3 protein-coding genes are annotated in these 14,484 nt (G+C 45.8%); all 3 read left to right on the top strand.

All coding sequences use genetic code 11. The features are described 5' to 3' along the window. The first annotated feature begins 1,886 nt into the window (after window positions 1-1,886). The gene (locus tag QP339_RS07315; protein WP_284910987.1) at window positions 1,887-8,435 is read left to right on the top strand and encodes an Ig-like domain-containing protein; all 6,549 of its coding nucleotides are present in this window, start codon (window positions 1,887-1,889) and stop codon (window positions 8,433-8,435) included. 901 nt (window positions 8,436-9,336) lie between these two features. Next, on the top strand, window positions 9,337-10,809 hold the full coding sequence (locus QP339_RS07320) for a Rib/alpha-like domain-containing protein (RefSeq protein ID WP_284910988.1): 1,473 nt from the start codon (window positions 9,337-9,339) through the stop codon (window positions 10,807-10,809). Continuing rightward, window positions 10,751-14,484, top strand: a 3,734-nt coding sequence (locus QP339_RS07325) for a Rib/alpha-like domain-containing protein (protein WP_284910989.1), incomplete at its 3' end; no start/stop codon positions are given. The genes QP339_RS07320 and QP339_RS07325, both read left to right, overlap by 59 nt.

A 14,484-nucleotide genomic window follows, 5' to 3' on the forward strand; every position in this document is an offset into this window, starting at 1 on the left:
GCGAAGCATTCGCTCGTTTCTGACTTGTGAAATCACGCCAAGCCTGCCAAGTCGAACCCGACTAGACAGGGTGTGAAGGCTGGCGCTTAGAAAGGGATGACTGGAGGCAAAAGGAATAAGAGCGGCTCTCAGCCGATCGTTTCCTTTTGCTGAAGTCACTCCCTTTCTGCCTTTGCGAACCCGACTAGACAGGGTGTGAGGGTGCGCGGTTAAGTTCGAACAGTTCCCTAACCCTCAAACAGACCCTTCAAGTGTGGGTTGATAGCAGCCGACACACAAACAGAAAGCCCAAGTGTGGCTTGTTAGTAGCTAATCCACAAGCGGAAACTCCGAGTGTGGATTGTCAGCAACCAACACACAAACGGATCCTCTGAGTGTGGCTTGCTAGCCTCAGCCTGACTGAGATAAGATGAGTAAATGGTGCTAGGGAGCATCCGTTTCGCTCATGAATTTAAATCACATGACAATTGAATTTGAGTTAGCTATCTCAATGCTAATGGATGGGCTTGCTGCTCAGATAAAGACCAGGTATTTGTGCCTGGTTTTTATTGTGCTTTTGATTAGAGTGATGCTGATGAGCATCCGTTTCGTTTTGAGTTTGGGCCTTGAATATTTAGAGGTTCAATTAGGGTTGGATTCGTAGGCTGTGGACTACTTTCAGTAAATTGCCGGCTTCAATTTGCGTTCAAAGTTCCTATGTGCAATTTGCTGCCTTCTATTAGCTTTTGAGCTTCCTGCATGCAAATAGCCACTCCTTATTTGCGTTCAGAGCTCCTGTATGCAAATTGTTATGTTCTATTTGCAGAGAGAGCCGTCAAAAGCAAATTGCTAGCGAACAAGTCCTAAATTTTCTCACACCATGCTGATACCCAATTCCAAGGCTCAACTCCTGTTCATCAAGCTGAATGACATTAATATTAAAAAAGAGGAGCTTGATGGCTTCCTCTTTTGAGTTTATGTGTTATAATAAATGTGTGGAACGCGATGATGGCGTTCATAACTAACACAATACCCCCGGGAGTTGTGGCTCCTGGGGGTATTTTTTTCGCCTTATTAAGACATTGAGCTTTTGGAATTGTGCTTTGAATGTTAAATGAATATCATGTAATTTTGTATATTAAAGATAGGTAAAAGCTTTACAAAGAGGGAAATGTATGATTTAATTTAACAGTGGTCTTTCGTATGCCACATCTTCTACCGACTCTCCAAAAACTCACGAATAGTTTTGTTTAATTCCTAACATTGCGTCGGTAGATCTAGCGGTAAAGTTATTTTGCTTTACCGTTTTTTATTTGATTAGATTTAAACTATTATTATCATAAATAAATTGATTTGATCCTACTTATAAATATATGAATGCCTATGGAGAAAAAATATATTTTTAGGATAATAATGTATTCGACTAGATGGATCCAGACTAGTTTAAAGGGAATTTTATGTACAAAATATGTATTATTATTTAGTTAAAATATAATGAGAAAACCGAGAAAATAGGCATAAAAGCCTATTTTTAACTCTTTTTACATCATTTTATGCCTTTTTGAGCATTTGATGATTAGCTATTGGCAATAAAAAACTTGTTTTTTATTGCCTTTTTTTTTTTTTTTTTGTACGATAGTTTTGTCAAAAGGATTACATTTGGTGAAGTGGCGTTAGAAATAATAATTAGTCTGTTTGCCGAAAGATCTGACGATTGAGCTAATATTCATGTAGAAGAATGGGTCTGATGCTATTTCTAGCCTATTTGTATTTAAGGTTTTTTATAGATATTCCTTAAGAGTTCATAACTAAAGTGACGCAATCTCTCGCTAGTGGCAATTATTTATTTCTAGCAAAAACTTTATTGCAAGATATTATATGCTTTGACTAAAAATAGGAGGAAAGCTATGGTTGGAAAAAATAACTACCAAGTGAAAAAGGAGAAGCAAAGTAATAAATTTTATCGCTACTCAATTAAGCGCTTAAGTGTTGGCGTAGCTTCTGTAGCGGTAGCAGCCGGACTATTATTTGCAGGGGATGCTGTTGTTGTTGAAGCAGCGGCCGCAGAAGATACTAATGCAAGTGAAGAAGTTACTCCGGTTGCTGGAGAAGATGCACCTGCAGAGGAAGAAGTTCCAGTGAGTGAAGAAACTCCAGTGGCGGATGAAGCCCCTGCGTCTGAAGAAACATCTGCCATCGAAGAAACACCTGCTCCTGAAGCAGCTCCAGTAACAGAAGAAGCGCCTGTAGAAGAAAAAGCTTTAACAGAAGCACCAGCAGATAAAGAAGCCGAAACAGTAAATCCTGTTTCAGAAAATACTGTGGAGAAAGACTCTAAATCAGATCATGCTGGCAAAGTGACAGCTTACGCGGCTCCTACTGAAGATCAGCCTGAAGTTGAAACAGCTGACGCTAAGCCATCTAAAGAATCTAACGGAAATAAGAAAGCAGATGTTTCAACCCGTTCAGTTGACCTACAAGAAGTAGAAGCGAACGCTATTTACTCACCTGGTCAAAAAGGGGATAAACGATCCTACTCCGGGACTGCCTATGTTTACCGTTACAATAAATTAAATAATCCAAGTAAGGAAACAATTGGTGGCGTCAATGTCTTCCTACAATGGGTAGACTCCGATGGTTATGTTTCTAATGTCTATAAGACAACTTCACGGCCAGATGGTACTTTTACTTTTAACTTTGAAAAACCAGAAGTTGATCAATTTGGTAACATTCACCACTTCCAATTAGCTGGTAATGGTGATTTCGCTATTCGAACTTGGGCACAGAACCCTGATCCCGAAAAATATAATGTTATTAAACCTGGTGACCACAAATATGGGTTCCATAAACGTTTGAACCGTGTGAATGAATCCTGGGACTTTACAGCGGGGATTAACCGTATTGTCGATGGTCAAGTTGCCCTTCAAGAAAAAATCTTAATGAACGATTGGTTGGTTAAACCAAAAGATCAATGGACAACATCACCAAATGAAGACGGTATCTGGCCAGATGTTGGTAATTATGGTACCGTAAGAGGTAAAGTCTGGTATGAAAACGGGGATCCTATGGGGTCAATCGCTGAAGGTTGGAAGAAGGACTCCTGGGACGTTAATGCAACCGGGACACAAGTTGTGGCTTCTTATGTGAACGATGAGATTGCACGTCGTTTTGATGCATGGAAAGAAGCGAATCCTAACCATGGCGTTAAAGACTTGAGAAAAGCTCAGGAAACTATTATTCGTGAATATGAAGCGGAAAATGGTAAGGGTTCTCATATTGCAGAAACAGTTGTTGGTAAAGTAGACAGCAATGGCGACTACTACTTACCATTCAGAGGTCTATATGGGATTAGTCCTTACAGACAAAACTCTGGTGCCAGTGTGTCGCATACGATTACGGATGAAGAGTATGGTCAACTTGTGCGTGATGAAGATGTTAACCATAGCAGCTTAATGCAGTGGAATGGTACTGTTGGGCAAAAACATCGTCACATTAACACAGATTATATGTATGTTGCTCCATTGATTGATAATTATGCTATTTGGGGTAATACATCACAGAATAATATGTTTGAAGCCCTAACCAATAATAGTACTTTACCTGTTGGGGTAAATAACCTTGCAGCAGATAATATTTCTAATGTAAATTTTGCGGCACTAGCTGCACAACCTCTCCATGATATTAAAGAGTTTGATAGCCAAAGCAATTTTGCTCGACCAGGCCAAGAAGTTCAAAATGAAACTGCAGGTTTACTTCCAAACCAACAATACAAGGTAAGATGGTTTAAAGATGGTAAAGCAATTGGTGAAGCAGTTGAAGTAAATAGTAATGAAGTTGGACGCATTGGTTCAGTACCTATGACGGTTCCTGCTGACTTAGCAGTTCCTGCCAACTATTCATCTGCTGTATTCTATGGCAATAGTAACGCTGATGACCTAGGTGAAGCACTGGCTGCTGACTCCTTTATTGCAACACCAGGCGTCAAATATCATCCAATTGAAACAAAAGCTGGCGAAGAAGCAAAAACTGATACGCCAAAATTTGTGGATAAAGATGGTAAAGAATACGAACCAAAATATCAAGGGCAAAATGCGCCTAAGTATGAATACGTAGAGCGTGTTGTTACAACTGATGAAAATGACCAAGTGCAAGTAGAATATAAACCTCTTGAAACAGTTAATGTTGATGGACAAGATATTCAAGTTTCAGTTGATCCAAACACAGGTGTAGTTACTGTTCCAGCATCAGAAACAGCTAAGCTTAAACCTGGCCAAAAGATTGTTGTTCCAGTATCAGTTGCCTTTGACAATGGTTTACGCCTACCAGCAGATGCAGAAATTACCATTAAAGATGATCGTCAAGATCAAGAGAAGTATCAACCAAACTACGCATCAGAAGAAGCAGAATTTGGTAAGGATTTCACTGGTCAACAACCAAACTTTAAACAAGTTGATCTGGAAGGTAAGGAAACAGACGTTGACTTCAACAATGTCCCACTTTCCAAAGACCCTGCCAAACCAGCTTTCACCATCACTACACCAACCCGTGGTGCATCCATCGATCCAAATACCGGTGCTATCACCATTCCAGCTTCAGAAACTTCTAAGCAACCTGGGGAAACGATTGAAGTGCCAGTTACTGTCACTTATGAAGATGGGTCCCAAGACCAAGTGACAGCTCCAGTTAAGGTGTCAGCACCAGATGTGATCGACCGGACTGGCAAGGAAGATGAAGCAACTCCGGAAGGTTACCACCGTGTCACCCTAACACCAGGTGAGGGCGTCACTGACTTTGGCAAGAAAGCTTATGATGTCAAAGACCAAGCCAGCCTTTCTGCTGAAGAAATTCCAAGCTTAACAGCTAAGGAAAATTATGAAAATCCTCAATGGAATGAAGACCCAAGTCAAGTGATCTCAGCGCCTAAGGACTTTGTGGCGACTGCGACGCCTGTGACACCAGCCGACACCACCGCTCCATCCATCACCGTCTCTGCCAAGGACATCCAAGCGACAGAAGGTCAGCCAATCGACCCGGTTTCTGTAGAGACCGATGATCCGGAAGCGACTGTGACAGTTGACGGCCTACCTGAGGGCTTGACTTACAACCCTGAGACCAAACAGATCGAAGGAACGGTTCCAGCGGGTACGGTTCAATGGGCAGACGACCAAGATGAGTCGCGCGACTTCCCAGCGACCGTCAAGGCAGTCGATCCATCAGGCAATGAAGCGACTGAGCCAATCAATGTAACGGTGCTTCGCGACACTGACGGCGACGGCCAAGCCGATAAGACCGACGAAGATGACGACAATGACGGCATCCCAGACACCGACGATGACGCGTCTAAAGTATGGGACGGCCTCGATGCGCAAACGACTGACGTCACAGCCACTAACGGCCAAGAAGTCCCAGCTGACACCAAGGTTGTCACACCAAACAAACCAGGTGCCAAGGTGACCACACCAGCTCCAGTGGACGGCCTATCCGTCGACGAAAACGGCAACTTGGTCGGCACACCGAGCGTGGACTTCCAACCAGGTGAGACCGAAAAAGTTGTGGAAATCCCTGTTGAAATTACTTCGACTGGTACTGGACAAAAAGATGATCAGGGTCAACCAACTGACGAGGCTATCCAACGAACCGTCAAAGTGACCGTAACGAATCCAAATCCGGCTGAAACACCAGCGGAATCCAGCGTAGAAGTGACCCCTAAATCACAAAACGCCCTGGAAGGTAAGGACATTACCCCAGTGACGCCAGATGCTAAGAACTTGCCAGAAGGCGGCAGCGTCAAAGTGACCATCGATGGCCAAGACAACTATCCAGGTCTGACGGTTGATCCAGAAACCGGCCAAGTGACCGGCCAACCGGAAATTACTGACTGGACGCCTGAGGAAGAAACCCGGACCATTACGGTAACCGCCGAAGTCCAAGACAAGGATGGTCAACCAGTACGTGACGCAGATGGCAACCCAGTGAAAGCTGAATCAACTATTACTGTTTACCGCGACACCGACAAGGACGGCCAACCTGACAAGGATACGGGCATGCCTCAAGATCCAAACAATCCAAGCGTCCCAGGCATCGACCAAGGTGACAAGGACGATGACAACGACGGCTGGACCGACCAGGAAGAAAAAGACCGTGGGACGGACGGTAAAGATGAAAACAGCTTCCCACGTGTGACCGAACCTGGTGCGGAAAATACCCCAGGCCAAGACACCACTACCGTCACTGGCAAGACCACGCCAAACACCGATGTGGAAGTCAAAGATAAAGACGGCAAAACTATCGGCACCGGCACTTCGGACGAAAACGGAGATGTTAAGATCGATGTGCCTAAGCAAAATCCTGGCGACAAGGTGACTGTCATACCTGGCAAGAAGGATGACCAAGGCAACTTTACACCTGCCAAGGACGACCAAGGTAATCCGCGTGGTGGCGCTGAAACCATCGTTAAGGAAACCCCACAAATCACTAACCCAGGGGCCAAGAACGAGCCTGGTTCAGACAAGACCACTGTGACTGGTAAGACCACCGTTCCTAATTCAACTGTTGAAGTCAAAGACAAGGACGGCAAGACCATCGGCACCGGCACTTCTGATGAAAACGGCGACTTCACGATTGAAGTTCCTCGCCAAGGCAGCGGCGACAAGATTTCGATCATCCCATCTAAGGACTACACCAATCCAGATGGTAGCGTGGAAACTCGGACCGGTGACCCTGTCGAAACCACTGTTAGTGAAGATGCTCCAGTCGTTGTCGGCGTGGAAGTCACACCAAAATCACAAAACGCCCTGGAAGGTAAGGACATTACCCCAGTGACCCCTCAAGCGGACAATGTTCCAGAAGGCGGCAGCGTCAAAGTGACCATCGATGGCCAAGACACTTATCCAGGTCTGACCGTTGACCCAGAATCCGGCCAAGTGACCGGTCGTCCTGAAATCACCGACTGGGCTCCAGAGGAAGAAACCCGGACCATTACGGTTGAAGTTGCTGTCCTAGATAAAGACGGCAAGCCTGTCAACGATGCAGATGGTAACCCAGTCAAGGCTGAATCGACCATCACTGTTTACCGCGACACCGACAAGGACGGCCAACCTGACAAGGATACCGGCATGCCTGAAGATCCAAACAACCCAACTGTCCCAGGCATCGACCAAGGTGACAAGGACGATGACAACGACGGCTGGACCGACCAGGAAGAAAAAGACCGTGGGACGGACGGTAAAGATGAAAACAGCTTCCCACGTGTGACCGAACCTGGTGCGGAAAATACCCCAGGCCAAGACACCACTACCGTCACTGGCAAGACCACGCCAAACACCGAAGTCGAAGTTAAGGATAAAGATGGAAATACCATCGGCACCGGCACTTCCGATGACAAGGGTAATGTTAAGATCGACGTACCTAAGCAAAATTCTGGCGACAAGGTGACTGTCATACCTGGCAAGAAGGATGACCAGGGCAACTTCACACCTGTCAAGGATGACCAAGGCAATCCGCGTGGTGGCGCTGAAACCATCGTTAAGGAAACCCCACAAATCACTAACCCAGGGGCCAAGAACGAGCCTGGTTCAGACAAGACCACTGTGACTGGTAAGACCACCGTTCCTAATTCAACTGTTGAAGTCAAAGACAAGGACGGCAAGACCATCGGCACCGGCACTTCTGACGAGAACGGCGACTTCACGATTGAAGTTCCTCGCCAAGGCAGCGGCGACAAGATTTCTGTGATCCCATCTAAGGACTACACCAATCCAGATGGCTCAACAGAAACTCGGACCGGCGACCCTGTCGAAACCACGGTTACTGGACACACCCCAGCGACCAAGCAAGACAAGGACATCTACGAGCCTGAATACAAACCAGGTACCGGTCAACCAGGCACCAAGGTAGAAGTCGGCGAACCAATTTTCAAGGATGAAGAAGGCAAAGTCGTGAACCCACCAGCCGGCACCAAGTTCAAGCCAGGCCAAGACGAAACCGGCATCACTGTTGACCCTGAAACTGGCGCTGTTATCGTCGAAGTTCCAGCTGACGCTAAGCCAGGGGATAAGGTTGAGAAATCAATCATCGTGACCTACCCAGATGGTTCAAGCGAAAGCGTCACCGTCACTGTGACGGTTGAAGGCAAGGGCGGCGGCGTGACACCTACGCCAAGACCAACGCCTGAACCTCAACCAGAAGGCAAAGATGAAACCGAGGACGAGCAAGTTCCTGCTCAAGACCCTGTCGAAAAACCTGGTAAGACAGAAGACAAGACCCCAGCTAAACCAGGTCAAGTCGCACTCAAGCCAGCCGCTAAGGAACAAGGCAAAGCTCAACAAGCTCCAGCCAAAGCCCAAAGCAAACTCCCACAAACCGGCGCTATCGCAGGTTTAACGAGCGGCCTATCCCTCGCCCTCGTCGGAGTCGGCAGCTTACTCGCCCTCGGCAAAAAGAAAAAAGAAGACTAATCGCAATGGGGATTGCTGACTAGCCTTCAGATTGAGCACCTCGCACGGAGCGGGGTGCTTTTTTGTTTTGATAGGGTTGAGGGGAGGCGCGTGCCTCCCTTCCTTGTGTATTAAGAGGAGCAAGACGGCTGGGGCCGTCTTGTAGCTTATTGGTCAATTGTTGAGACTCTGATAGCTAGAGGAGTAGTGGTGCGGACAAGCGAAATAGTGTTTTGTCCGTATCTTAAGGAGAAACTGACATAAGGGTAGGGGCTCTGTCGGTAAGTGGGAAGAAAGATAACGACATAAGCACGAAAATCTGTCGCTTTCTCAGGTGAAATAGTGAGGATTTAGTTTTTGAATCATGAAAAATTCTAAAAGTTAGAAAAAAAGGGAGTAATGGCTAGAGAAACTGCATTAACGCGGAAGAAGATGCAGTTTCCCTTGGACCACCGGCATTAAGGCAAGCGATAATTCCGAATCGGGGCTAGTGCTAGTTGGGCTTAGGAAGAAGAGGAAGGTTTAATCGGATATTGCCTATTATAGCTTCCGGTGATAATGAAACACAATAATGTTCGATTGTTTAATAGAGAACCCCAGTGATGGAAAGCGAAAACCTTGATAGACAAGGCTTATTGATCAATGGTGATTCAAAGATTGAATCAGGAAGGCAATAAATGACAAACAAAAGTACAATAGTGTTCTGATTAAGGACAAAAACTGGTCTTATATTAATTCATTATAAAAGCCAATTTCTGTAACCGATATGAAAGCCTGTATAATCAACCTTTGGTCCATGTATCAAGAAATAGATTTCATGAAATAAGTTTGTGCTATTTTTATTCATTTATTAAGAACTATATAATCCATTTAAACAAATATTTCATTATTGCATTGTGTTTATTTTATAAGGAGGAGACATATGGTAGGTAAGAATAACTATCAGGTCAAAAAGGAAAAGCAGGCAGACAAGTTCTACCGCTATTCCATCAAACGACTCAGTGTCGGGGTGGCCTCGGTTGCGGTCGCAGCTGGTTTGCTGTTTACCAGTGATGCTGCCGTGGTTGAAGTAGCCGCAGCAGAAACTGGCAATACAAGTGCCCTCACACAACCGGAAGAAACAGAAGAGGAAAAAGCGCGCCGAGCTGCCGCTGCAGCCGCAGCCCTCGAAGCTGAAAAAGCAGCAGCAGTTGAAGCACCAGCTGAAACAACTGCCGCTCCTGTAGCCGAAACGCCAGCAGAGCCAGCAGCTCCTGTTGCTGAAGCTGAGAAGAAGGCCGAAGAAGCCCCAGCTGAAAAACCAGCAGAAGCTGATAAGAAGGCTGAAGAAGCGCCAAAAGCTGAAAAAGCTGAAGAGAAGAAAGCTGAGAAAGAAACTAAGGCTGATAAGAAAGTTGAAGCTCGTGCTGGTCACTATGCCGCAGACGAAAACGAAAAAGCTGGCGAATTGAAATTCTTCGCTGCTGAAGATAAAAAAGCCAAAGATACCAATGAACCGGCTCCAACAGCTGATTTAACTTTTAGCCTAAAAGCTGGTGCTATTGAAGAGAAGAAGCCTGAAGAAGCTGTTTCTAACAAGGCAAGCTTGCCTAAAGGAACCACTTATGAATGGGTTAAAAAACCTCAAAAAGGGGATAAGGAAGCTCATGTGAAAGTAACTTATCCTGATAAGAGTTATGATATTTTAACCTTGCCAATCAACACTCCAGACAATGTCCCTGCCGAAGCTGCAAACGGGACTGAACTCATTACAGGTGGTGGAACCAGTGAAGCGGACGCCATTGATGCCACTGGTCAAAATCCAGAAGCTACCCAAATTTACCGTGGTCAAGCCTGGATCGAAAATGAACCGGCATTTGGTGATAAAGATAAGGGCGATGTACCTGCTGCTGGCCAAACAGTTTATCTTCAATGGAAAGATGGTAAGGGCGTTGTTTCCCCTATCTTCTATACAGTAGTTAAACCAGATGGATCCTTTATCTTTGACTTATCCCGTCCAGTTATCTTAGCCGATGGTTCGGTGACCCAGTATAAATTAGCTGGCGATGCGAACTTCGGGGTAAGAACTTGGGCGTCACCTATGGAAGGTTATTCTGTAGTTAAGTCCGGGGATATGTACGGGGCACGTTTCCAAACTCGTTTGGACCGGACCCAAGAAAACTGGGACTTCACTGCTGGTATCAACCGGATTGTTAACGGGGTTATCCAATACCAAAGAAAACCAAACGTTGAAGGTTGGTTAGCTAAACCTGAAGCCCAATGGGTAAGAGCCAATACCCCTGAAGGTTACTGGCCAGAAGACGGTAACTATGGGGTAATGCGCGGTAAGGTTTGGTATGAAGTTAACGAAACAAACGGTGGGGGTAACCAACGAATACCTCGGCCAACCTGGTAACGGAGACATCTGGGCTACTGGTATGGAAGTGGTTGGCTCTTATGTCAACGACCATGTTGCCCGCCAATTCGATGCTTGGAAGACAGCCAACAAGGGTTATACCCATGACCAATTCAAGGCAGCCCAACAACAAATCATTGCTGAATACGAACAACAATATGGCAAGGGGTCAGCCATTGCTGAAACGGTTGTTGGTAAGGTTGATAAAGACGGGAACTTCCGTATTCCATTCAAGGGTCTTTACGGCGTTTCAAGAGACCGTCAAAATCCTATCGCTGCTGTTGCCAATAGAGTAAGCGATGAGGAATATGGAACAGTTGTCAAAGATGAAGAAGTGACCCATAAAGATTCACGGCCATGGGATGGTATCGTGAACTTGAAGGCACGCCATATCAACTACGACTACTCTTATGTTTACCCATTATCCGGTAACCGCGACACCTGGATGAAGATGTATGAAGACAATATGTTCCAAACATCATACTCTATCGGGGGTCAATTAAATGCGGGGACTGATATTAGCGGGATTCAATTTGCCCTGTTGGCTGCTCAACCAGTTCATGATGTAACAAATTACGATACTAATGCGAAATTTGCTCGTCCTGGTGACACTGCTCAATCATCCACTAAGGGACTTCACCCAAGCCAACCTTACAAGCAAAGATGGTTTAGAAACGGTAAGCCAGTCGGAACTGCAACAGAATTCACTACTGATGAGAAGGGTGAATACGGTTCAATTCCAATTACCGTGCCAAATGATTTAGAAGATGATGTGATCTATACATCAGCTATTTTCGCTTCTAACAACCAGGCCAATAAGTTGACCGAAGCCCTTTATGCGGATTCCTTCATGGCTCGTCCACCAGTTAAGAAAGTAAACAAAGATGACGAAGTGAAGAGAGGCTACGTTCGTGTCAGCTTCTTGCCAGGTAATGGTGGTAAATTCGATGGCAATAACCAAGAAGTTTACTATGACATCTTGGAAGGCAAGACCATCCAAGAAGCTATTGCAGACTCTAAGGGTTCTGCTGCGCCATTAGTCGTTCCAAATGTGACGCCAAATGATCCAGCTAAACCATTCAAGGGTTGGAAGGAAAATTCAAACAACGAAAATACTAAAGTTTACGCTAAAGATTTAGCAGACTACACTACACCGCTTGAAGCTGGTAAACCTGTGACTTTCGTAGCTGAGTACGACAAAGTTGAAGAAAAAGACTTAGTTGACCCAGTCTACACCGAAGTCCCAGGCAAAGTCGGCGAAGAAGCATCTTCAACACCTAAATTCACCGACAAGGCGGGTAAGGACACCGCCAAACCAGCCGGGGCTAAATTTGCTCTAGGCGAAAACGCTCCAGCAGGTGCAACAATTGATCCTGACACAGGGGTTGTGAAATACACACCTAAGGCCGGCGACGCTGATAAGACAGTTGATGTTCCAGTCGTTGTTACCTACAAGGATGGCTCAAAGGATAATACTACTGCACCAATCCATGTAGCTGCCCAAGACAAGATCAAGGACGTGACTGATCCAAACGCCCCAGTTCCAGAAGGCTATGTGCGTCTGAAATTCAATGCGGATACTAAGGACGGTTCAGTGACTGGTAAATTTGCGGACAACGCTAAGGTGAAAGCCTTCGACGTTCTCAAGGGCACCAAGTTCAATGACCCAGCTATCCAAGAGAAATTCGATCAAGTTGTACCGACTAACCCAGTTGCAGACAACCCAGCTAAGAAATGGTCATCATGGGAACCAATCTTTGACAATGAATTAGCCAAGGATACCCCAATCGAACAAGGGCTTAAAGGCGACACCCGCGAATACCACTCGGTTTACGAAGATAAAGCCTTCAACGAAGCCAATGTTGGAATCGCCAAGGTTGAAATCGTCCAAGACCCAACCAAGAAGGCCTACACTGAAGGCAAGGAAGGCGACAACAAGCTCGACCCAGCCGGCACCCAAGTGAAATTAACCGATGCTAATGGCGTGGAAAAAGTTGTTGGCCCAGAAGAATTCGGCAAGTACGGCATTAAACTTGGCCTCAAAGACGTACCAAACTACACCCCAGAAACACCTTTAACCAAGAAAGACCATGACGGTAAGAAGGTTGAAGTCACTGTTCCAGGTAAGAATGGCGAACTCAAGGCGGAATCCAAGGCCCCAATCACGGTTAAACAACAAGATAAGGATGCCTTAGAACCAAGCTATGCGCCAACTGAAGCCAATGTTGGTCAAGAAGCTGCTTCGAAAGCACCAACATTTAAAGATAGCGCCAATAAAGCAGTAGACACACCAGCCGGCGTAACTTTCGCTTTAGGCAAGGGTGCTCCTAAGGGCGCTAAGATCGATCCTAAGACAGGGGTTGTGACTTACACGCCTGCAGCTGCTGACGAAGGCAAGGCGGTTAAAGTTCCTGTTGTTGTCACTTACGGCGACAAGACCACTGACCAAGCAGAAGCTACCTTCAACGTAGGCCAACGCGCTGATGTGATTGAACCAACCGATCCAAACGCAGAAGTGCCACAAGGCTATCACAAGGTAACCCTCAAGGCTGGCGAAGGCACCCAAGTTCCAGAAAAAGTTCTCCATGTCAGAGATGGCAAGGGCATTCCAGCCGACAAGTACCCAGCTGCCACCATCGACCCAGCCAAGGCTAACGACTACAAAGAACCAATCACCTGGTCTGTTGCAGCTAATACCCCAATCACCAAAGATGAGGTTATTGTAGCTAACGCTACTAAGAAGACCGATGCAGAGAAGAATACGCCTCAAGCTAAGGACCAAACCGTCAAAGTCGGTGAAACACCTAAGGCAGAAGAATCAATTGCGAACCTGAAAGACCTTCCACAAGGGACTAAGGTAGCTTATAAAGAGCCAGTCGATACTAAGACACCAGGTGAAAAACCAGCCACAGTTGTTGTAACCTACCCAGACGGTTCAAGTGAAGAAGTTCCTGCTAAAGTACAAGTCAAAGACTTAACTGATGCAGAAAAGAACAATCCACAAGCTAAGGATCAAACCGTCAAAGTTGGCGAAACACCAAAGGCCGAAGATTCCATCGCGAACTTGAAAGACCTTCCACAAGGTACCAAGGTAGCTTACAAGGAACCAGTTGACACCAAGACACCAGGCGACAAGCCAGCTACTGTTGTTGTAACCTACCCAGATGGTTCTACGGATGAAGTTCCTGCTAAGGTACAAGTCAAAGACTTAACTGACGCAGAAAAGAATAATCCACAAGCTAAGGATCAAACCGTCAAAGTTGGCGAAACACCTAAGGCCGAAGATTCCATCGCGAACTTGAAAGACCTTCCACAAGGGACTAAGGTAGCCTACAAGGAACCAGTTGACACCAAGACACCAGGTGACAAGCCAGCTACTGTTGTTGTAACCTACCCAGACGGTTCTACGGATGAAGTTCCAGTAAATGTTAAGGTCAAAGACTTAACCGACGCAGAAAAGAACAATCCACAAGCTAAGGACCAAACAGTCAAAGTAGGGGAAACACCAAAGGCCGAAGATTCTATCGCGAACTTGAAAGACCTTCCACAAGGTACCAAGGTAGCCTACAAGGAACCAGTCGATACCAAGACACCAGGCGACAAGCCAGCTACTGTTGTTGTAACCTACCCAGACGGTTCTACGGATGAAGTTCCAGTAAATGTTAAGGTCAAAGA

This window comes from Aerococcus sp. UMB7834 (assembly GCF_030215145.1).
GTDB lineage: Bacteria > Bacillota > Bacilli > Lactobacillales > Aerococcaceae > Aerococcus.